The organism is Shewanella sp. 10N.286.51.B2 (assembly GCF_041469265.1).
Classification (GTDB): domain Bacteria; phylum Pseudomonadota; class Gammaproteobacteria; order Enterobacterales; family Shewanellaceae; genus Shewanella.
Window position 1 is genome coordinate 100,000 of record NZ_JBFRKH010000012.1, and the last position, 22,654, is coordinate 122,653.

At 40.7% G+C, this 22,654-nt stretch carries 19 protein-coding genes and 1 other annotated feature; of the genes, 9 read left to right on the plus strand and 10 right to left on the minus strand.

All coding sequences use genetic code 11. The features are described from left to right. The first annotated feature begins 69 nt into the window (after window positions 1-69). The 3 genes from AB4140_RS03195 to AB4140_RS03205 all read left to right on the plus strand — a co-directional run bounded on the left by AB4140_RS03195 (window position 70) and on the right by AB4140_RS03205 (window position 2,749). Window positions 70-1,143, plus strand: coding sequence for a 3-deoxy-7-phosphoheptulonate synthase (locus tag AB4140_RS03195; protein ID WP_076542582.1), 1,074 nt, complete (start codon window positions 70-72; stop codon window positions 1,141-1,143). A gap of 25 nt (window positions 1,144-1,168) precedes the next feature. Then, on the plus strand, window positions 1,169-2,308 hold the full coding sequence (gene tyrA, locus AB4140_RS03200) for a bifunctional chorismate mutase/prephenate dehydrogenase (RefSeq protein ID WP_102439223.1): 1,140 nt from the start codon (window positions 1,169-1,171) through the stop codon (window positions 2,306-2,308). 108 nt (window positions 2,309-2,416) lie between these two features. After that, window positions 2,417-2,749 (plus strand): hypothetical protein, encoded by a 333-nt coding sequence (locus AB4140_RS03205; RefSeq protein ID WP_102439222.1) that lies wholly within the window; start codon window positions 2,417-2,419, stop codon window positions 2,747-2,749. A 100-nt stretch (window positions 2,750-2,849) separates the two neighbouring features. On the opposite strand, the gene pheA is transcribed toward AB4140_RS03205, so the two are convergent. Together pheA and hpf are read right to left on the minus strand one after the other, a co-directional pair. Then, window positions 2,850-4,805 carry a prephenate dehydratase gene (pheA, locus tag AB4140_RS03210; protein ID WP_371999762.1) on the minus strand — a complete coding sequence of 652 codons (1,956 nt, stop codon included), beginning with the start codon at window positions 4,803-4,805 and terminating at the stop codon, window positions 2,850-2,852. A 62-nt stretch (window positions 4,806-4,867) separates the two neighbouring features. Then, window positions 4,868-4,983, minus strand: a sequence feature (Phe leader region). 131 nt (window positions 4,984-5,114) lie between these two features. Continuing rightward, window positions 5,115-5,468, minus strand: coding sequence for a ribosome hibernation-promoting factor, HPF/YfiA family (hpf, locus tag AB4140_RS03215; RefSeq protein WP_102439283.1), 354 nt, complete (start codon window positions 5,466-5,468; stop codon window positions 5,115-5,117). A 599-nt stretch (window positions 5,469-6,067) separates the two neighbouring features. Here hpf and AB4140_RS03220 point away from each other — a divergent pair. Beyond that, window positions 6,068-6,748: a cytochrome b/b6 domain-containing protein gene (locus AB4140_RS03220; protein ID WP_102439220.1), complete on the plus strand. Its 681-nt coding sequence runs from the start codon at window positions 6,068-6,070 to the stop codon at window positions 6,746-6,748. 114 nt (window positions 6,749-6,862) lie between these two features. On the opposite strand, the gene AB4140_RS03225 is transcribed toward AB4140_RS03220, so the two are convergent. Beyond that, the gene (locus AB4140_RS03225) at window positions 6,863-7,312 is read right to left on the minus strand and encodes a cytochrome c (protein WP_102439219.1); all 450 of its coding nucleotides are present in this window, start codon (window positions 7,310-7,312) and stop codon (window positions 6,863-6,865) included. Window positions 7,313-7,516: 204 nt separating this feature from the next. On the opposite strand from AB4140_RS03225, the gene trpR reads away from it, so the two are divergent. Beyond that, entirely contained in the window at window positions 7,517-7,795 is a 279-nt protein-coding gene (trpR, locus tag AB4140_RS03230; protein WP_102439218.1) for a trp operon repressor, read from the plus strand. Window positions 7,796-7,813: 18 nt separating this feature from the next. Here trpR and AB4140_RS03235 read toward each other — a convergent pair whose 3' ends face one another. Then, window positions 7,814-8,203 (minus strand): hypothetical protein, encoded by a 390-nt coding sequence (locus AB4140_RS03235; RefSeq protein ID WP_102439217.1) that lies wholly within the window; start codon window positions 8,201-8,203, stop codon window positions 7,814-7,816. Between the two features lie 289 nt (window positions 8,204-8,492). Beyond that, the gene (locus AB4140_RS03240) at window positions 8,493-9,044 is read right to left on the minus strand and encodes a peptidylprolyl isomerase (RefSeq protein ID WP_102475618.1); all 552 of its coding nucleotides are present in this window, start codon (window positions 9,042-9,044) and stop codon (window positions 8,493-8,495) included. Window positions 9,045-9,844: 800 nt separating this feature from the next. Here AB4140_RS03240 and thrA point away from each other — a divergent pair. From thrA to AB4140_RS03260, 4 genes are all read left to right on the plus strand, one after another. Beyond that, window positions 9,845-12,313 carry a bifunctional aspartate kinase/homoserine dehydrogenase I gene (gene thrA, locus AB4140_RS03245; protein WP_371999766.1) on the plus strand — a complete coding sequence of 823 codons (2,469 nt, stop codon included), beginning with the start codon at window positions 9,845-9,847 and terminating at the stop codon, window positions 12,311-12,313. Then, entirely contained in the window at window positions 12,310-13,266 is a 957-nt protein-coding gene (gene thrB / locus AB4140_RS03250) for a homoserine kinase (RefSeq protein ID WP_371999768.1), read from the plus strand. Before thrA ends, thrB begins: the two co-directional genes overlap by 4 nt. Window positions 13,267-13,298: 32 nt before the next feature. Then, window positions 13,299-14,582 (plus strand): threonine synthase, encoded by a 1,284-nt coding sequence (thrC, locus tag AB4140_RS03255; protein WP_371999770.1) that lies wholly within the window; start codon window positions 13,299-13,301, stop codon window positions 14,580-14,582. A 186-nt stretch (window positions 14,583-14,768) separates the two neighbouring features. After that, window positions 14,769-15,311, plus strand: coding sequence for a hemerythrin domain-containing protein (locus tag AB4140_RS03260; RefSeq protein WP_102439282.1), 543 nt, complete (start codon window positions 14,769-14,771; stop codon window positions 15,309-15,311). 133 nt (window positions 15,312-15,444) lie between these two features. Here the strand turns inward: AB4140_RS03260 and AB4140_RS03265 are convergent, their stop codons facing one another. The 5 genes from AB4140_RS03265 to AB4140_RS03285 all read right to left on the minus strand — a co-directional run bounded on the left by AB4140_RS03265 (window position 15,445) and on the right by AB4140_RS03285 (window position 22,551). Next, a complete protein-coding gene (locus tag AB4140_RS03265; RefSeq protein ID WP_076542968.1) occupies window positions 15,445-15,630 on the minus strand; it encodes a DUF3545 family protein in 186 nt (61 codons plus the stop codon). Between the two features lie 209 nt (window positions 15,631-15,839). After that, window positions 15,840-17,477 (minus strand): glucose-6-phosphate isomerase, encoded by a 1,638-nt coding sequence (gene pgi / locus AB4140_RS03270; RefSeq protein WP_102475621.1) that lies wholly within the window; start codon window positions 17,475-17,477, stop codon window positions 15,840-15,842. A 17-nt stretch (window positions 17,478-17,494) separates the two neighbouring features. After that, window positions 17,495-18,448 carry a transaldolase gene (gene tal / locus AB4140_RS03275; protein WP_102475622.1) on the minus strand — a complete coding sequence of 318 codons (954 nt, stop codon included), beginning with the start codon at window positions 18,446-18,448 and terminating at the stop codon, window positions 17,495-17,497. Window positions 18,449-18,753: 305 nt separating this feature from the next. Continuing rightward, window positions 18,754-19,857: an OmpA family protein gene (locus AB4140_RS03280; protein WP_102475623.1), complete on the minus strand. Its 1,104-nt coding sequence runs from the start codon at window positions 19,855-19,857 to the stop codon at window positions 18,754-18,756. Window positions 19,858-20,184: 327 nt separating this feature from the next. Continuing rightward, window positions 20,185-22,551: a phosphoketolase family protein gene (locus AB4140_RS03285; RefSeq protein ID WP_102439209.1), complete on the minus strand. Its 2,367-nt coding sequence runs from the start codon at window positions 22,549-22,551 to the stop codon at window positions 20,185-20,187. Window positions 22,552-22,654: the final 103 nt, after the last annotated feature.

The following is a 22,654-nucleotide window of genomic DNA, read 5'->3' on the forward strand; positions in this document are numbered from 1 at the left end:
AGTTAGTGCAGTCATGGTTTACGCGATAGCCCCAAGACAGAAATAATTTTTTAAGAAGTGAGAAATATCATGCAGCAAGATACGATTAATAACGTTCATATTAGTTCAGAGAAAGTACTGGTCACCCCAGCAGAATTAAAAAAAGCATTGCCACTGTCTGATCACGCTTATCAGTACATTCTTGACGCACGTAAAACCGTTGCCGATATTGTCCACAAACGTGACAATCGAGTATTAATCGTTACTGGCCCATGTTCTATTCACGATATCGATGCTGCCAAAGAATACGCCCTAAAGCTTAAAAAATTACATGATGATCTCAGTGATGAGTTTTATATCTTGATGCGGGTGTACTTTGAAAAACCACGCACGACAGTAGGTTGGAAAGGCCTTATCAACGATCCTGATATGGACGAGTCATTCGATGTTGAAAAGGGACTGAGAATGGCGCGTGAGTTGATGATTTGGCTTGCAGAGCTCGAGCTGCCGGTAGCGACAGAAGCGTTAGACCCCATTAGCCCACAATATATGTCAGAGCTGGTGACTTGGTCGGCCATTGGTGCCAGAACCACAGAGTCGCAAACTCACCGTGAAATGGCATCTGGCTTATCCATGCCAGTAGGATTTAAAAACGGCACTGACGGTAAACTTGGAGTGGCGATTAATGCACTGCAATCTGCGGCAAGCAGCCACCGCTTTATGGGTATTAACCAGCAAGGGCAAGTGTCATTACTGCAAACTGCAGGTAACCCCGATGGCCATGTGATTTTACGTGGTGGCAAAACACCTAATTATGATGCTGACAGTGTGGCAGAGTGTGAAGCGCAGTTACATCAAGCCAAATTAAATGCCAGATTGATTATTGATTGTAGTCATGGCAATTCATCAAAAGACTATACAAGACAGACACTAGTTTGCGAGGATGTATTTAAACAAATACATGCAGGTAACCGTTCAATTATTGGGGTGATGCTTGAAAGTCACTTAAATGAAGGTAATCAATCCAGCAATAAGCCTCTGTCAGAACTGGCTTATGGGGTATCGGTAACCGATTCTTGTATAAATTGGCAAACTACTGAGACATTGTTGCGTAGCAATGCTAATTTACTTAAAACAGTATTACCTAATCGATTCGCAGCATAAACGCGGCGATGGATGGATTTAAGCGATGAATGAAAAAACCACTTTAGATTTAGACAATTTGCGTGAGCTCATTGACGGCGTTGATCAGCAACTACTGCATTTATTACGTAAGCGATTAGATCTTGTTGCTCAAGTCGGGGCGGTTAAGCATGCTGCTGGGGTGCCGATTTACGCACCGCAGCGTGAAGCGTCAATGTTGGCGAAACGCCGTAAAGAAGCCAGTGAGATGGATGTTTCACCGCAACTTATTGAAGATATTTTACGTCGTTTAATGCGTGAGTCCTATTTGAATGAAAAAGATGTCGGATTTAAGCAAGTAAAAACGGATCTTGGTCATATAGTCATTGTTGGTGGTGAAGGCCAACTTGGTGGTTTATTTAGTCAAATGCTGACGCTGTCTGGCTATACTGTAAAAAGCCTTGATAAAAACGACTGGCATCGCGCAGACGAGTTATTTGATGGCGCTGGCATGGTGATCGTTACCGTGCCAATTAATGTCACTTGCGAGGTGATAAGCAATCAATTAAACAATTTAGCTGATGATTGTATTCTTGCTGATTTGACCTCAATTAAAACTGAGCCTTTAAATGCCATGCTTGCAGCTCACAATGGCCCTGTAGTGGGTTTACACCCAATGTTTGGCCCTGATGTGGGCAGTTTAGCAAAACAGGTTGTGGTGGTGTGTGATGGCCGTGAACCCCAAGCTTATCAATGGTTGCTCGATCAAATTATTATTTGGGGTGCACGCATTGTTAACGAAGATGCACAAAAGCATGATAAAGCCATGCAACTAGTGCAAGCCATGCGTCACTTTTCAACTTTTGTTTATGGTTTGAACTTATGTAAAGAGCAGGCCGATATTGAGACGCTTTTACAATTTAGTTCGCCTATTTATCGTTTAGAGTTGGCTATGGTGGGGCGTTTGTTTGCTCAAGATCCAAAGCTGTATGCTGATATTATTTTTGCCCAAGAAGGTAGCCAAGTCGCCATTAGTGATTATCTCGATAACTATGGTCAAGCGCTTCAACTACTTAAGACCGGCAATCGAGATGAATTCGTGTCTCAATTTGAGCAAGTTGCAAAATGGTTTGGGGATTTTGCGCCACAATTTCAGCAAGAAAGCCGCGCTATGCTACAGTCTGTCAATGATATGAAGACCAATTAATCCGAGTTAACGCTGAATAATATTGCGAAATCATCAAACAGGGATTAAGGTTAAAGGGAGCTGCTTTTAAGTAGCTCTTTTTTTCGGACTAATAGGAGTGATAATCTAATGACAAATACTGAGGTTTACACCGCAGAAGATTTATCGCTTGGGCATTTTTTATATGCACTAATGAGCGCCTTTCCACTCTTTTTTTTACCAGTGTTTTTTAGTTTATTAATTAATATTTCCCAAAACCGTATTCCAGCAAGCTCTTTGCTGGGCTCTCATTTAAGATGGCAACGTAATAGCATGACAGGTTTGATGCCATTATTGATCTTAGGCTATTTTACTCCTCAATTATGGCTTAGTGTCCCGATATTTGTATTAGCTTTAGGCTGGTTTAGTTATCGTATTTTTAAAGGATGGCTTGGGTTAAATGATAATGTCAGCATGTATTAATTGTTGATTAACCAATAAAAAACCGAACTTAAAGTTCGGTTTTTTATTGGGCTAAAAGCAACCGCATGGTTTGGATAAATGATGCGGTTGGTTGCTGGTTTTATTGATGAAGCTCGTGTAGCAAGTGATGTTGGTCATCTGCCTCTGCCAGTTGTTGCTCATTCAGAATCAGCCCGTTGGCCTGTAGTTGCTTAACCGCTATGGCTTGCTGATGTAAAAGTGGGCTGTTAACCGCGTAACTGGTATTAACAATAACTGGCAAGTGGCATTGATGCTTTATTGCAATTAATCCGGCTAAATCCAATGACAGTTGCTCAGGATTAGTAAAGCTTCTAATGCCTGCTTCAACCAAGATCAGTTGTTGATTACCCGTGGTTAAAACTCTATCTGCAGCAGTAAGCCAGTCAGAGGTACTTGCCATAGTATTGCGCTCAAGCAATACCGGTTTACTGATAGCGCCAGCTGCATCTAACAGTTCTTTATCAAACATCGCCTTACCGGCAAGATAAACCATATCGGCCGACTTTACTGCGATATCGAAGCTGCTTACTGAGTCAACTTCAATGGCACTGAACAAGCCTGCTTGCTCAACGATATGACAATAGTTTTTAAGGTTTAACGGCGATAAGTTATCTGTAGATGAAGCTTGTAGCAATACCCCTTGATAACCAGACTCTTTCACCTGCTTCACCTTAGCGGCAAATAAGTCATCGGTGTCTGTAAGGGTCATTTGTTGCAGCGCAACTAAGTCCTTTTCACCAATGGCACACTGTTTGGTTTCAATAATGGTCTGCTCTTGTCGATACAACTTCGAATGCTTAGGGGCATCAAGATTGTCACTGGCAGTTTTATTGGGGGCTTTAGAGCTATTTGGCTCAATCACTAGCTGACTACTATTAAGTTGAGTTGGTTTGACGGTTTCACAAGGGTAACAGCCCAGCACTTTTATAAAGCGTGTCAGTCTTTCTAATTCTTTTAAGGCTTGCTGCATATCATGGTTTGCAAGATTTTCATCAACATCAAGGTAGAACATTTCTTCCCACGGGGTGCCAGGGATTGGGCGAGACTCTAACTTACTCATATTAATGTTATGGGCTTTTAATACGAGTAGCGCCTCAACTAGCGCGCCGGGCTTTTGTCCTGTAGCCATAATCAAGGTGGTTTTTGCCGGCAGTTGTGACGGCACTGCTACAGCTTTGCGTGCAACCACAATAAAGCGGCTTTGATTAATTTTTTGGTTGGCTAACCCTTTTTCTGTGGCACTTAATTGATATAAGGCGCCGCCTTCAGAACTGCCAATAGCGGCAACACTGTCATCATCTGCGTCAATGACTTGCTGCATGGCTTCAGCACTGCTTGAGCAATAGGCCAGCGTTAAGTTTGGATGTTGTGATAACCACTGACTGCATTGGCTAATGGGCTGTGGGTGAGCAAATACGGTTTTGATTTGTTCTAATTCAGCATTATTTTTGGTGAGTAAGCAATGGCCCACTTCAATGGTTGTTTCTCCGACAATTGAAAGAGAGGTGTGTTGCAGCACGTCATACACTTCATTAATTGAACCCGATGAGGTATTTTCAATAGGTAAAAAACCTAAGTCAGCATGGCCGAGTTCAACTGAACTGATAATTTCATCAAAACTTTGGCAGCCTAAATCAATCATTTCTACTTGGCGGCGCTGACAAAAACGGCTGGCGGCGAGATAAGAGTATGAGCCTCTAGCACCTAGGTAGGCGATGGTCGATTGTTGTTGCTGGATTTCAGGGTTAGCACGGCCATGTAAAAAGGCTTGTTGATTCAAGACTGAATCTTCAATAATGCTTTGATAAAGTGAGATAACAAAGTGAGCATCTAAACCTTGCTCTCTACCTTGTTGAACTAAGCGTTCTAATAATTCTTTTTCCCGCTGCGTATCTCTGATGGGCCTAACATCGACTTCTTTACTTCTGGCGACATCAAGGCTTAATTCACGCCTTTTGGCTAGTAAGGCTAATAAGTCCTTATCTAGTGAGGTAATTTGTTCTCTGGTCTGACTCAATTCTGGCGCTTTTTTCATAATAGCCTCAATGACGACTGCTTAGCTGACGTGGTGTTGAACAGCGAGCATTAAATATTTAATAATAAAAAGCCCCCCAGTTGGGAGGCTCTAAATTTCATTTTCGTTTTTACACAAAAAATCGGCCTCAATATGGGGGCTGAATAAAAAAGAAAATAAAATTGCGGCTAGTGATATTTTTCATACTGTAAAATTAAAGCGCTAAGCTATCAGTGTCAATCAAATAATGATCAAGTTTGCCCATTGTTGATGGTTTGCATAAAAAAGCGCACCCGAGGGCGCACTTTGGTTTAAGAGTAATAAAAAACATCAAGCTGCGGTTTCCTCCTTATAGACATACTCAAAATCATTATCGGTTTCAGTTGTTGGTGAAACGTGACGTTGAGCCTGGGGTTTATGAGTCAGGCGATTTAGCTGTTTTTCCAGCTTTTTACCCATTGCAGTTATTGCTGCGTAAAGGTTTTCATTTTTCGCCTGGGCGAATAGTTCTCCACTTGGCAAGCCTACTGACGCTTCTATCTTAAAGAGCTGCTTTTCCTGAGTGATAATTACATGCGGGTTAATGAGTTGTAGATCATGTCTTGCGAGTTTTTCAATTTGTCCTTCGATACGTTCAAGAATCGGTGCAGTTACTTCAAGTTGCTTGCTAGTGATTTTCAGCATATTTCGAACCTTCTGTTGTTTGCTTAAGTTCAGATTACCAAGCTCTGAAAGAAAAATCGTGATCTAAATCACGTTTTGTAGGCCTTTTTAGACTGTTTGATTCATATTTGATCGCTTAGACAATTTAGCTAAAAAACCGCTTAAAAAGTCTTGAAACTCAATCTAAATAGGCGCATATTTGAATGGATAACAACCTAGCTTACCTCCCAGTTTTGAATAATTTTTGTTCACCAACTCCATTCTATGCAGCGGTTCAACGTCATTGAAACCATGTTTGCTGCCAACGTTTATACTGCTTGTCATCACTGGCTCCAAATATCTTTCTAAGTTTGACACTCATATCCAGATTTAAGGCCGCACTCATAGGCAAAGCCCTATTTTCAGAGCTGATTAAATAAACCCAAGTTTTGTGTTTTAATCCAATAATACAGAAACATGTAAGCTGTTGATGCTAATTGCTCCACAAGTGCTAGAGTTTGCACTTGTTTGATGAAACGCTGTAATACTTAATTACTTTTCTTTACCTTAAGGGTCTATGAGTGCAAGAATTTGCTCTTTATAATCAAGCATATTAAAAGAACTAAGCTTAAGGCACATCTATGAGTATAGAACAAAAAAAAATTAAGGTATGGGATATACCCACTCGATTATTCCACTGGTTTACGGTGGCGTTGCTGATTTGTTTGTGGTGGACAGCAGATGCAGGAGAGATGGAGTGGCACCAAGTTTGTGCTTATAGCTTTTTAGTGCTGATTGTCTTTAGGTTACTGTGGGGGGTTGTAGGTAGTGATACCGCAAAATTCAAAGACTTTGTCGCTGGACCTAAAAAAGTTATTGGTTATTTACGTGAGCCGTTAAAAGAGCCTGTTGTTGGCCATAACCCTATGGGTGGTTATATGGTGATGCTAATGCTATTTGTGCTCACATTGCAGTTGCTAACGGGCCTATTCGCTACAGATGATATCTTTACCGAAGGACCGCTTTACGCCATGGTGTCTTCTGATACTGCTTCATTTATGACATGGTTACACAAAATGAACTTCAATTTTATCCTTGGGTGCATCGCATTGCATCTTTGCGCGATTACGATTTATGCCATTAAAGGACACAAGTTAGTAGGTGCGATGATTTCGGGTAAAAAAACCTTAACCCATGAGGAACATAAATTACTGAGCGCAGAGCCTAAAATGAAATCACCGTTACTTGCTTTTGGGATTGTCATGATACTTGGTTCAGGTGTCTGGGTATGGCTTATTGCACCTATCATTGCGTTTATGTGATTGAATTAATTCAAGAGACTGTCAGAAAAAAGCCCACTTCAGTGGGCTTTTTATTAGCGAGCTTAAATATGAATAGCATATTTAGGGCGCTGAATTTTTAACAATGTTTTATGGTTAGTCTTTCTTGTACATGTCATGGCAGCCTTTACAGCTTTTGCCTGTATTACCAAATGCTTGCTTGATTTGCTTTTTATCACCTGTTTGGGCTGCCAAGTCTAACTTAACCGCATTTTCTTGGAATTCGGTCATCTTAGTATCAAAGTCTGCTTTATTTGACCAGATCTTTGCTAAAGCTTCTGTATCGCCGTTATCAGAGCCTGCAATAAAACCTTCATGAGGGATTTTAGCTAGTGCCGCTAAATTAGCAGCGCGAGTTTGAAATACAGTTAATTCAAACTCTTTTTTGCCTTTCATCATTGCAGCCATATCGCCAAATTGGTAGCGGATTAAACTAAAACCTGCTTTACGATAATCGATAGCGTCATTGGCATCTTCAAAGTTATGTGCGTTGACAGTTGGAATAAGCAATGCGCTGACAGCTAAGGCCAATATTTTATTTTTCATGACAGATCTCTTTTTATTTATTGATTTATAGGTGTTTGTCACATTTTAAGCATAAATTTGAACCAAGTGCGAGTCTAGTTTTGTGTTTAATTGTAAATTTGATTTTTACAATAATTATCAGGCATATTTTGCATATATGATTTCTGTAAAAGCTGAATTGTTGCTACACTTTGTACTGTCGAGGCATTACTAAAAGAGAGCGTTATGCGAGCTAATTGGGATTCAGTTGTAGAAAAGGTACTAAGCTATCCAAATTCTGACGAATTAGGCATTTTATTTCAGTTATTAATGACAGAAGAAGAGCGTAGTGCAGTTGCTGGTAGGTTAAAGGTTTTTCAACTTTTATTGCAAGGTGAGCTAAGTCAGCGTCAAATATCTGCAGAATATCAAGTGAGCATTGCGACCATTACTCGCTGTTCAAACTATTTAAAAAATATGCCTCAGGCGCAAAAAGACAAAGTCCAGCAGCTGATACTGGACTAGTTACTTATGTCGCGCTAGCTATCTAAATTTAGCTTTAATGTTCGTTGAGGGATGCTTATGGCATCGATAGCTGATACGGCGCAGTAATATATAGCCTCCGTATGTAAAAAGCCCTATCGACAGTAACTGTGCTGAATCTTGAGGGAAAAAACGAAAGGTGATTACGGCCGAAATAATGTAAATGAATGGCATAAAGCCATATATTGAATCGGGTAGGTAACCCTCGACTCGTTTTCTTTTCTTATCCGTTCGGCGGTTTCTAGAGCGTAGGTTCCAGACATGAGCGCCGTAAAAAAAGACTAATATTGAAGCAACGACAATATAGGGTTGTTCAATGAAAGGTACGCTAGCTGCGCCGACAATCATATAGGCGTAAGGTAAGATTTCGTATAGCGGTTTAATTAACATAAGCACTCCTTCGCTTTAAATTAATTTTCAAACAGCAACAAAGGTTAACTCTATAACCTTCAAACCCAGCTGCTTTCTAGTTACCAAAGCACAGAGAAAGAAACAAAACCTGTGCCCAGCAATGCTTGTGGTTAAGTTTCACAGACAATCTATCTATGATTAATAATAACGTAAAAAAAATACGTCAACCTAAAAAAGACTAACGTATTTAATAATTCAAACTTTAGGCTGAGTTAATCCAGTCTAAGTTATTGAATCAATGTCTAGGACAAAAATTGTTTATTAGACTTTAGTGGCAGCCACAACCGCCATTGCCATCACAACCCGGTTTGTCAGTACCACAAGCTTCATGGGCGTGCTCGCTGCCACAACCACCAGCAGCATGAATATGACCATGGGCAATTTCTTCGGCAGTTGCTTCACGTACATCCATCACTTCAACGCTGAAGTTTAATGCTTGACCAGCTAAAGGGTGGTTGCCATCAACAACGACTACAGTATCTTTTACTTCAGTAACTTGAACTGGGCGTTGACCCATTTCAGTTTCAGCAATAAAACGCATACCTGGCACGATGTCTTCGATATCGCCGAATGCTTCAAGAGGGACTTCTTGTTTTAGGCCGTCATGGTATTCACCATATGCTTGTTCAGTTGGAATATTCGCGTCAAATTTGTCACCAATAACTTTACCTTCTAGCTCAGTTTCTAAGCCTGGAATTAAGCCTTCAGTTCCGTGTAGATAAACCATAGGTTCAGCTTCAAATGAGCTTTCGATTAAACGACCTTCTTGATCGGTTAAACTGTAGTGAATAGTTACTGCTGCATGTTTTGTGATTTTCATAACGACTCCAATTCTGAATGTGGCGGCATAATACTATTGTTTTTACAAAGTCGCGATAATTTGTATCAGCTTTTGCTTATTCAATCACATGTTTTTAAATCAAGTATCTCGCTGGCTGACATTTGCTTTAAATCGTGGCGCATCCGGTTACTTATCCTTTGACAATGGATGTTTTTACCATTGTTGCTGTGACTAAATTTACGCGCAGTACACAGGTCACTGTTTTTAAATAGATTAGATGAATCATTTTCATGGTGATTTGCGCTGCCATGTTTATGAAAATGCTAATTTTAGTGCTTAGGCACTGAAATTTAATGCAAGATGACTTTTGGCGCTTTTAAATAACCATATAAAAATCATAATAATAGTAAGCCTCTGACTTGTAAGCATTTATTCTTGTATATCTTTTTTGGATTACGTTTACGTAAACATACTAAAAACTTGTTTTGGAGGCGTTTTTTAGTGTGATAGCTGCGATTATTGTGATTTCAGCAGTGATTTAGCTTGTTATCAATAGAGTGCTTAAAAATAAACCACTAATTAGGGGTTGACAACATACCTTAAAAAAAGCAATTCTGTTATCAATTCAAAACAAACACATATTAAATCGAGTGTAATGATGAAATCCGTTAACCATGTTGTAGTTACCATTATTACAACCACCACAATTAACATTGTGGGGGCGGGCTGATTACACCCTAAAGATTTATAACGACAAGCCCGCTTCCCACAAAGAAGCGGGCTTTTTGTTTTCAGATTTAAAATTAATATTTAGTGCTAGCGAGTTAAGGGAGAAGAATATGAAAGTGATGAAGTTTGGTGGAACCTCGTTAGCCAATTGGCAACGTTTTTTGATGGCAGCAGACATTATTGAACAAGCTGCAGCTGAAGAGGCTATTGCGACTGTGTTATCAGCGCCTGCAACTGTTACCAATGCCTTGTTAGAGTTAGTAAGTCTCGCACAAACCAATCAAGACTATGCAGCGGTATTAGCCCATATTGAGTCGGTTTTTAGTGGCCTTTTTAGTGACGCTGAACAAGCGTTAATTTCACCGCAGCAAAAAGCGCTACTGGATGAAAAGCTGGCGCTGCAATTAACTGACTGGAATGACAAAGTCACTGGAATAAAGCTGCTTAACGAATGCCCCGATCATGTTCAAGCGCAGGTTATCGTCTCTGGCGAGCGTTTATCGGCAGCCTTAATGGAACAAGTGATGCTAGCAAAATCACTTACCGCAGCGCAACTTGACCCAAGAAAATTATTCTTAGCCCATGGTAAGCCACTTGAGTCTATTGTTGATATCAATGAAAGCAAACCGCGTTTTGCTGCGCTTTCATTAAATGAAGCACGGGTATGGATTATGCCAGGTTTTACTGCTGCTAATGAGCAAGGTAAAACAGTGACTTTAGGGCGAAATGGCTCAGATTACTCTGCAGCGGTTTTAGCAGCTTGTCTTGATGCCTCAAGCTGTGAAATTTGGACCGATGTCGATGGGGTTTATAACACGGATCCACGCGTGGTATTAGACGCTAAATTACTTGAACAACTTAGCTATCAAGAAGCTATGGAGCTTTCTTATTTTGGTGCTAAGGTGTTGCACCCTAAAACCATTGCACCGATTGCTCAGTATCACATTCCTTGCTATATCAAAAATAGTTTTAACCCATCAGCGCCTGGCACATTAGTGTCTAATCGGCCTGACAAAACAGGCTTGCAGGTTAAGGCCATTTCTAACCTTGATGAACAAACCATGTTTAACATTTCAGGCCCTGGCATGAAAGGCATGGTGGGCATGGCCAGTCGTACCCTTGAAGCGATTTCTCGCAGTGGTATTTCAGTTTCATTAATCACTCAAAGCTCGTCTGAATACAGTATTAGCTTTTGTGTTAGCTCTAATGAAGCTTATAAAGCAAAACAAGCATTAGAAGTTGAATTTGAGTTAGAAATCCAGTCTGAGTTACTCGAGCCTATCGAATTAAGACAAGATTTAGCGATTGTGTCGCTTATTGGTGATGGCATGAAAACCCATAAAGGCGCCGCTGCTAAGTTTTTCAGCGCCCTGGCTAAAGCCAGCGTTAATATTATCGCCATCGCCCAAGGCTCGTCAGAACGTTCGATTTCTACTGTAATTGAGCAACGTAAAACTAAGCATGCCATTGCCGCCTGTCATCAAGCCTTCTTTGATGTTCAGCAGTATTTAGATGTGTTTTTAGTAGGCAGTGGTAATGTGGGGGCAGGGCTATTAGAGCAAATCAAACAACAAGCCTCGATGCTTAAAGAGCAGCATATAACCATGCGAGTATGTGGTATTGCCAATTCTCGTAAAATGCTTCTGAGCAGTGCTGGGCTAGATTTAAATAATTGGCAGGCTTTATTGGCTGATAGCGATACAAGCTATGATCTCGCAGAGATGCTGGCCTGGGGTAAAGAACAGCAACTGCTAAACCCTGTTTTAGTTGATTGCACTTCAAGTGAGTTGGTTTCAGATCGTTATCTTGATGTGATGAATGCTGGCTACCATGTCGTCACCCCGAATAAGAAAGCCAACACTCGTGATTATGCTTACTACCAACAATTACGCACAACGGCGTTATTGCAGCGCAGACAATTCTTGTATGAAACAACCGTAGGTGCTGGCCTGCCAGTGATTGATAACTTAAAGAAACTGCTATATGCCGGTGATAAGTTACAGCGATTTAATGGGATCTTATCTGGTTCATTATCTTATATATTCGGCATGTTAGATGAAGGCATGAGCTTATCAGAGGCCACCTCAATCGCTCGTGATAAGTGTTTTACAGAGCCGGATCCTCGTGAAGATTTAAGTGGTTTGGATGTGGCGCGAAAAGTACTAATTCTTGCTCGTGAAGTGGGCATGCCATTAGAACTTGATGATATTAATGTTGAATCAGTTCTGCCAAGCTCGTTTGATGATTCAGGCGATGTAGACACCTTTATGAATCGTTTACCACAACTTGATGCGCAAGTCAGTGCGCGAGTTGAATCGGCAAAAGCGCAAGGTAAAGTACTGCGTTATGTGGGTCAGATTGAAGCAGGTAAGTGTCATGTACGTATTGTAGAGGTTGATTCATCAGATCCGTTATACAGCGTAAAAGGCGGCGAGAATGCACTGGCATTTTACAGCCGTTATTATCAGCCTATTCCATTTGTATTACGCGGTTATGGTGCGGGTACTGATGTGACTGCAGCTGGCGCGTTTGCGGATGTATTAAGAACTTTAAACTGGACTCGCGAGGTGGGGCTATGAGCAAACAAGTCACTTCGGATAAAGCGATAACTGTTTATGCTCCTGCTTCAATGGGTAATGTCGGTGTTGGATTTGATCTACTCGGCGCTGCGCTTGCGCCAATTGATGGCAGTTTACTGGGTGACAGAGTGATGATTGAAGCGGCTGATGCTGGTGTTCATTATTCTCAAACGGGTCCATGGGCGCATAAGTTACCAGAAGATGGTAAACAGAATATCGTCTATCAATGTGCTGTGTTTTTTCTTGAAAAACTTAATGCTAAACAAGGTGTGGCTATTTGTTTAGAGAAAAATTTACCAGTTGGCAGTGGGCTTGGTTCTAGTGCAAGCTCTGTGGTTGCAGCACTTTATGCATTAAATGAGCATTTTGAGCAGCCTTTTGATGAACAAGCATTATTGCTTTTAATGGGCGAGTTTGAAGGAATGATTTCAGGCAGTGTTCATTTTGATAATGTTGCCCCTTGTTATTTAGGCGGCATGCAGTTAATGCTAAATACTCCCAGTAAGGTGTGCGCTGGTATTCCTACGTTTAAGCAATGGTATTGGGTGGTGGCCTATCCGGGGATCTCACTGTCAACGGCCAAGATGCGCGACTTATTACCACAGCAATACGATAAAGCGGTAGCCATCGATTTTGGCCGTCATTTAAGTGCATTTGTGCATGCAAGCTATCAGCAAGATCCAAAGCTTGCTATTAGCGTTTTAAAGGATGTGATGGCTGAGCCTTATCGAGCCGATGCGATTCCGGGTTATAGCCATGCGCGCGCAGAACTTGAAACGTTAGGCATGTTAACCACCGGCATATCAGGAAGTGGCCCAACGCTGTTTTCTGTAACCGATAATCTAGAAACTGCTAAAGCTGCTAAAGCATGGTTAGAGCAGCATTATTTATCACAGGCTGGTGGGTTTGCCCATGTCTGCCAACTTGATGAGCAAGGTACGCGTCGAGTTTAGTCACCACATTTTAATTTTAAAGGCGTTTAGAAATGGAATTATATAATTTAAAGCACCCATCACAAGTGGTCAGTTTTAGTGAAGCGGTAAAATTAGGTTTAGGTAAAGATAGAGGGCTTTTTTTTCCAAAATCTATTCCTGTGCTTGATAATATCGATGAGCTACTCGCGTTACCTTTTGTTGCAAGAAGTCAGCGTATTTTAGGGGCTTGGCTTGCTGATGAAATTGGTCAAGATAAAGTTAATGAGTTAGTTAATGCAGCATTCACTTTTGATGTGCCTTTAGTGAAAGCTGATGATAAACGTGCGTGTTTAGAGTTATTTCATGGGCCTACATTGGCATTTAAAGACTTTGGCGCGCGCTTTATGGCGCAGTGCGTTAACTTGCTAGCAGGAGATGAAAAGCTCACTATTTTGACGGCGACATCTGGTGATACCGGCGCCGCTGTTGCTGATGCTTTCTTCGGGCTTGAATCTGTACAAGTGGTGGTGATGTACCCCAAAGGAAAAATCAGTGAGCTGCAAGAGAAGATGTTCACGACTCTAGGTAAGAATATTCATACTGTCGCTGTTGCGTCAGATTTTGATGCTTGCCAAACACTGGTTAAGCAGGCATTTGATGATAGTGATGTTCGTGATGGGCTGCACTTAAACTCGGCTAATTCAATCAATATTAGTCGGTTATTGGCGCAAATTTGTTACTACTTTGAAGCGGTAGCTCAAATGAAGCAAACCAGCAATGCTGAGATTGTGCTGTCAGTGCCTAGCGGTAACTTTGGTAATTTAACCGCAGGTTTATTTGCCAAGGCGATGGGCTTACCTATTAAGCGCTTTATTGCGGCGACTAACTCAAACGATACTGTGCCACGTTACCTTGCTGCAGGTGATTGGGCGCCAAATACTACCGTTGCGACTATGTCTAATGCGATGGATGTGTCCGAGCCATCAAACTGGCCAAGAGTCGAAGCCATTTGTGAGGCGTTAAATTGGCCGTTATCGTCTATTACAGGGGTGGCGCTTAATGAAGCGCAAACCACTGCGGTGTTAAAAGAGTTATATCAGCTGGGTTATCAATCTGAGCCTCATGCCGCAATTGCCGCACAAGCTTTATCTGATGAGCTTAAAAGTGGTGAAACCGGTATTTTCTTAGGAACGGCGCATCCAGCGAAATTTAAAGATGTGGTCGATGTGCAATTACAAATCGATTTACCATTACCCCATGAGCTTGAAGCTGTAGTGAATAAGCCGATTTTATCTGCAGAACTGAGCGCTGATTTTACCAAGCTGAAAGAGCACTTATTTAACATTCTTAAATAATAAAGCTTTAATATCAGCTTACTAAAGCACCTTAGGGTGCTTTTTTGTTATTTAAACTCATCTGAATGTTTCAGATTTGTATTTTATGATCTCGGTCATAACATCTGCGCAATCCATAGTGTAGATTAATAATACTAGAGGTTTAAACTTTTTAGACATGAAGGAATTGTGGTAATGGAGAAGATGATACTTAAAAGGCTAATGAATGATCACAAACACATAGCCATATTATTGAATATTCTAGCCAAGAAAAATCACAAACTTTCTCAGGGTGAATCAGTTAATTTTGCGCTTATTCGTGATGTCGTCGAATATATGCAGGTTTATGCTGAGCATAGTCACCATCCGGTAGAAGATATTACTTTTGATTACTTTATTAAGCACTTTCCTAGCCCTAGTACGACCAGGCTTCATGATGAACATAGCAGTCTAGCAGAGTCATCTGGTGCATTGATGTATAGTCTGAATTTGATACTTTCAGATGTGGTGATTTCCCGAGAAAAGTTGGTTTCCGACTTAAAAGCGTATGTTGAAATCCAAACGGCTCATATGCAATATGAAGAAAAAGAGCTATTTCCTCTGTTTGCTAAGCACATGCAGGGCAGTGATTGGGATAAAATATGGCAACAATGTGAGCAGCGTTTAGTTGATGATCCGTTATTTAACGATAGTGATGATAATATCTTTGAAGAGCTTAAAGAGCATATTGCTGAAGTTGAACCACAGTAGCTGACTCTGTGTTATCTCCCCTAAAGGATTAATGATAACGAGTTACAGTTAAAAGCATTGCAATTAAAAAGAGCGCGATAAGCGCTCTTTTTATATATAGACCTTTGAATAACTATTCAGTTAGTTATCTTGCTTACAATGGCATCGCATCGAAATCAAAATCGAAACTTGTGTCAATGTCTTGAAGTTCCTTAAGTAAGCGCTGTTTATCCTTTAACGCTTCTATTTCTCGCCATTTACGTTTTTTGTTTGAGCTTTTTGAGCGAGTTGGTCTTTCAACAACTTGGTCTAGCGCACCACCATAGTCTAAACGATCCATGGTAAACCTCCCTTGTTATTATGATGTCTCTATTCAAATAAATATCATATTCCGTCACTATAGTGCAATAGTTATGTTTCAATATTGTTAATGGAAGGTGATGTTTAAGTGATGTTCAAGTGGTGTTTTGCTGGCGTATTTAGAGGCTTGTGCTATGAGGAAATGAAAGTGTATATAAAAAAGCCAGCTTTAGCTGGCTTTTTTAGTGTTTAAATCTGACCTTGACGGTATAAATTAATTAATGAATTACTGGAGCTATCAAGCTCTGTGGCATCATTTTTGGCGCCGATGCGGTCTAGGACATCGTTGCCAAGGACTTTACCTAATTCCACACCCCATTGATCAAAAGAGTTAATTTGCCAAATAGCGCCTTGAACAAACGTGCGGTGTTCATATAAGGCAATTAACGAACCTAAGGTCGTTGGAGTTAGCTTATCCATTAATAAGGTATTACTTGGCTTATTACCTGCCATTGTCTTGTGCTTAGCAATAAGGGCTTTATCAGCATCAGGCGTATCTTTGCCTGCCAATTCCGCTAAAGCTTCTTCATAAGTGCGACCTTGCATTAATGCTTGGGTTTGGCCAAAGCAGTTTGAAGCAAGCTGGTTATGATGTTCACCTAATGGATTGTGACTTTGCAGTGGCATAATAAAGTCAGCTGGGATAAGTGCTGTACCTTGATGTAACAACTGGTGATATGCATGCTGACCATTGGTGCCTTCACCACCCCAGATCACTGGGCCGGTATTGAAATCTACCTGAGTTCCATCAAGCATGACCGACTTACCATTACTTTCCATATCAAGTTGCTGGAAGTAAGCGGGTAAACCACGTAAATAATGATCATAGGTCAAAACTACATGGGATTGTGCATCATGAAAATTGCTATAAAGCACTGACAACATGCCCATAATCACAGGCATATTTTGTTCAAGTGGCGCTTGGGCAAAATGTTGATCCATTTGGTTGGCACCATCAAGCAGTTGCTTGAAGTTATCCATACCCACTAATAACGCTATGGGTAAGCCAATGGCTGACCATAATGAATAACGTCCACCCACCCAATCCCACATCGGGAAAATATTGTCAGCATCAATACCAAACTCAGTCGCTTTAGCAACGTTTGATGTTACTGCGACAAAGTGCTTGGCGACATCGGCTTGGCTACCACCTTGCTCGAGGAACCAGTCTTTAGCGCTTAGGGTATTGGTCAGTGTTTCTTGGGTGCCAAATGACTTCGATGACATGACAAATAAGGTTGTTTCAGCATCTAAGTTTTTAAGCTTCTCACAGATAGAGCTTGCGTCAACGTTAGCCACAAAATGGCAATTAAGGCCTTTTTGCCAATAAGGCCTTAATGCTTGAGAGACAATTTTAGGGCCAAGGAAAGAGCCACCAATGCCAATACTGACAATATCAGTAATGGTTTTGCCGGTGTAACCTTTCCATTCACCTTGAGATACAGACGCCACAAACTGAGTCATCTTTGCTAGTGTTTGCTGCACTTCAGGGACGATATTCGCCCCTTCAGCCATAATTACTTGCTCAGGATTACTCCTCAGCGCTGTGTGTAATACTGCACGGCCTTCGGTGTTATTGATAATATCGCCATTAAACATGGCAGAAATTTTAGCTGATAACTGGGTTTCTTCAGCTAATGCAAACAATAATCCTAAGCCTTCCTTATCGATACGGTTTTTAGAATAATCTAATAATAAACCGCAGCTTTTGAGGCTCATCTTCTCAAAACGTTTAGGGTCATTAGCAAATAGCTCCCGCATATGGGGAAGCGCTGCTGTATTTTTCTTTAGCTGCTGCCAAGTATTACTCTGAGTTAAATTAGTCATGCAAATCACTCCGTTGATTAGCTAAGTTTTGCGTTTAGCATAACCTCAAGTTTACCTTGGTCGATGGCAAAGTTGCGAATGCCTTCAGCAAGTTTATCAACAGCCATTGGGTCTTGGTTATATTCCCAACGGAACTGTGCTTCGGTTAATGGTGCTGGCGCGGCAACCGTTGTTGTTGCAGGTTTTAGCTTTTGGCTAATAACAGTATCGCTATTGGCTAACTCTTCTAATAGCGCAGGGCCTATCGTTAGGCGGTCACAGCCCGCAAGCTCGATAATTTCGCCAGTGTTACGGAAACTTGCACCCATTACCACAGTGTTATAGCCGTGAAGCTTATAGTAGTTATAGATATCGGTTACTGATACCACACCAGGATCGGTTTCAGCGGTGTAATCAAGACCTGTGTCTTTCTTATACCAATCTAAAATACGACCAACAAATGGCGAAATAAGGTAAACACCTGCTTCAGCACAAGCTCGGGCTTGAGCAAAGCTAAATAATAGCGTTAGGTTACAGTTGATGCCTTGTTGCTCAAGCTCTTTTGCTGCGCAGATCCCTTCCCAAGTAGATGCTAACTTGATCAGAATGCGAGATTTATCAATACCGGCTGCTTGATATAGGTTAATTAGCTTATGGGCTTTTTCGATAGAGCCTGCTTTATCAAAAGAAAGTCTGGCATCGACTTCTGTTGAGATGCGGCCTGGAACAATCTTAAGAATTTCTACACCGATGTTGACGGCTAATTTATCACCTGCGTCTTCAACTTGCTGAGCTGTGTCATTTGACTGCTGTTTTGCCCAAGCAATAGCATCATCAATTAATGGGGCATATTCAGGAATTTGCGCCGCTTTTAAAATTAGAGAAGGGTTGGTGGTTGCGTCTTCTGGTTGGTAGCGTTTAATTGCTTCAATGTCGCCGGTATCAGCAACGATTGTGGTTAGTGCTTTTAGTTGAGCTAACGTGTTCGCCATGGAAATTTCCCTCTCAAGTAACAAAGTTATTTTGTTCAATACAGTTATTAAATGCGATCTTACTGTATTTTCCAACAACATTTGTAAAAAAATAACGCAAATAAACGTGAAATGAGCTCATAAGCAACTAATTGTGTAATTTAATGCCTGATTTATTAGTTGTTTAAGTTGTTTTTATCGTTGAAATAAAAGTGTTACCGATAACATCTCTTTATTGGTAAGGGTTTTTATTTTTTAGCTGATGGCTACAAAAACAAAAAAGTCGCTGCAAGCAGCGACTTTTTATTACCAGCTTAATTAGTTGATTATTTTAGAACCGCACGTTTTTCTGTGCCGGTTACGATAGCTTCAATACGACGATTTTGCTTATGGGCTTCAGCGGTATTGCCTTCCATAATAGGTTTAGTAATACCATAGCCAATAGCTTGAATACGACTTGCTTCAATATCATATTTAGCTGCTAAAGCTTCAGCGACTGATTTAGCACGACTCTCAGAAAGGGTCATATTATATGCAGGCTTGCCAACATTAGAAGCGTGACCTTCGATTGATACGGTATGCTCAGGATTTTTCTTCAAGTAATTAGCTAATTTTTCAATGTCAGCATAAGAAGCTGACTTAATAACAGAAGAGTTGTTATCAAATAAAATACCACCTAAGTCATGATTGTCTGTTACAAATTCGTAGACAGTACAACCATTGGCATCAACTTTGTGAGTTGCTGGTGTATCTGGACAGCTATCTTGATCATCCATTACGCCATCGTTGTCGGAATCAATTGGTGCAACAGCAGCTGCAACAACAGGGGCTGCTGCTTTAGCTTTACCAAAGCGGTAGCTTAATTCTAAGCCCCAATAGTTACTTTCCATTTCAAGGGTATTATATTTATCATCGTCTAAGTTTTCGTAGCGACGATATTTAGCCTGCAGCTTTAAGTTTTCGGTAAAATTATAACCGATACCAGCACCGATATAGGGCGCAATACCGCTGTCACTGTAATACTCAGTGCCATAATTTTTTATGTTCTTTAAAAGGTAGTTCATTCCGCCAGCCTCAGCAGACAAACTCCACTTGTCAGCGAAAGGATAAAAACCGACTAAACCTAATGCCATGCCTCTAGCGCCGACATCATTACGTTTATTACTGAAATCTGTCCATTGAATACGACCTAAGTCTCTATAACCGAGTTCAATACCAAAATAGTCATTAAATAAGTAACCACCGAAGACATCCCAAGCATAAGGGTCATCATCTTCACATTGGGTCATTGTTTTAAGGTCGCAATGTGGTTCGTAATTATTAATCCCTAAACCACCACCGACATACCATGGCGTTAACTCTTGTTCTGCGACAGCGGCAAAAGGCAACATTGAGGTGAGTAATACTACTTTTAAGGTGTTTTTCATCATATATAGTCCATTGTTATTTTATGTCACCAAAACACATGTAAACCGATTGTTTACCTTAAGTGTCACCAGCACTTATTTGGCGTTCCTATTATGATTTAGCTGGCAAGCTAATTATCGTCTTAAATTCAATGGTTTTCCATAGTAGTTACGAATATTTTTAAAATATTACCAACAAATACCTAACGAATCCCCGCAAGATGTTGCAGTGTTGGTTTTTTCTAATGAATTGACGATGGGCTTTGTTGTCCGTGGTATAAAGAAAAAGCGCCCAAAGGCGCTTTAACTCGTTATAAACGATTGTAGTTTGTTTTTTGAACTCTAATCTAATTACCGAGTCCAAACCCAATTTTCAATGTCTACTGGGTCAACACCGTTGGCCTTAATGTAGTTACGGTGTTCTACTAATCTTTGGAGCATATCCGTTGTGATTTGAACATGCTGAGTTTCATCAATAACACCTTGTTGGAATAGTTTGTATGCCATATCAATCACAAGGTGATAACGTGATGTGCCATTACGAACGCCCATATCAAATGGTGTTGTAGTTGAACCTTCTTCTTCATAGCCTTTAATGCGGAAACGTTTACTGCCTTTATAATCAAATACCAATTTCTTGATGGTATTTGGATAACCATGGTAGTTAAATACCACGCCTTTATCTTCAGTAAATATTTCATCCATTAACCAAGGCTTATTTTGGAATTTACGACTACCTAAACCGTTACTATTAAGTTCAGTTACACTGACATAACGAATACGCACTCTTGGCAGTAGTTCTCTAATGAGTACTAATGACGCCATACATTCTTGAGTGACATAATCACCACAACCTGCAAGTACTACATCAGGATTATCATCTGATGCAAAATCCCATACCATCACGCCATCTTTAGTTTGCTTACGGGCTTCATCTAGTGATAGCCATTGAGGTAACTCTTTTTTACCTGCAACTAAAATGTTGAGTTTGTCGCGGTCTTCATATGCACGCTCTGTATAAGTGAGTGTACTGTTACCATCAGCAGGTAAATATGCAGAAATAATATCTGGATGCTTTTCTAACATAGCACCTAGAAATGAAGGGTTTTGATGCGAATAACCATTATGATCTTGACGCTCTAATAAAGAAGACAAAACAACATTACAAGAAGGTACAGGTTTACGGAAGTGAACCCCTTGACTGGCATACACATATTTACAGTACTGATCAGCCATTGATGAAACTACTTGAGAGAAGGCTTCATAGGTTGGGAACATGGCATGCCGACCTGTTACTGTGTAACCGTGCATCATACCGAAAAGTAAGTTTTCCGATAGCAGTTCAATAACACGGCCATCACGCGCCATATCTTGATCCCAGCTTTCAATCGGCCATTGCCATGCACGATCTGTTTCTTCAAATACCGCTTGCAGTTGATTTGAGTATGTTTCATCTGGGCTGAAGATACGTAAGTTACGTTGATCTCGATTTAATTTGAATGCGTCACGCATCCACTCGCCCATTTTGTACATTGATACGCCGCGAGTACCACGTGGGGTTTCTGGACCATAACTTAGTTTTTTAAGATCTGGTTGAGCAAGTGCACGGACTACTTCACCGCCATAACTTAAGTGTTGGCGACCACAACATAACTGCTTAGGTGGAATCAAAGATTGAATTTCTTCATCAAAGGTAATTTCACCTTGCGCATTGATACTGCACAGTTCATCAAATTTGTAACTTGCTAACCAGTCATTAAGCGCTTTTAGGTGACCTGCATCTGTTGCACACTTATTGACGATGACTTGATGAGATTCGCAGTTGCCAGCTAGCTTCTTACCGCCAAACTCAGATGTACCTGTCCAGCCTTTAGCTGTTCGCATAAGAATAACCGGCCAGCGAGGCTTACAAACATCTTCGCCGCGACGGGCACGAGTTTGGATATCATTGATCATCTCGTAAGCTAAGTCCATAGCCTCTTTCATTTGAACAAACACATCCTCTTCAAGTTGATCATCAACAATAATGGGATGATAACCTAAACCACGAAATTCAAGATCTAACTCTTCATGACTCATGCGTCCCATACGAGTCGGGCCTGAGATTTTATAGCCATTAATATGCACAATGGGCAGTACCGCACCATTGGTTGCAGGGTCGACTAACCGGTTGGCATACCATGATGCAGCTAATGGCCCTGTTTCAGACTCACCATCACCAACTAAACAAGCTGCGATTAAGTTTGGATTATCAAGAACGGCGCCCCAAGCAACGGATAATGAATAACCTAATTCGCCACCTTCTAAAATTTGGCCGGGGGCTTCAGGGTTTGCATGAGAAGGGTAGCCATATGCTGCTGAGAACTTTTTACAGATATCTTCAATACCTGATTCGTTATAGGGGATGGTTTCTGGATAAAAATGGCTTAAAGAACCTTCAACAAACAGGTTAGCTTGAACTGCTGGGAAGCCGTGACCAGGACCGACTAAATAAATGAATTCTCTTTCATGCTTAACGATTAAGCGATTAACGTTTGCATACACAAAATTGATACCTGGACAGGTACCCCAATGACCTAAAAGTCGAGGTTTAATGTCTGTATGTTGTAGCTCTCTTTTAAAAAGCACATTTTGCTTAAGATAGATTTGTGAGGTAGCGAGGAAGTTAGTTGCTCTAACATATTTTTTAAGAGCAGTGATTTCATTTTGCTGTGTCATAGTGACCTCATTATGAAAGATAAGATTGATTTAGCTTTTAATGAGAACACTGTATTCCCTAAATTGAACCAATAATGTGTTATTGATCTAACTTTGTATTAAA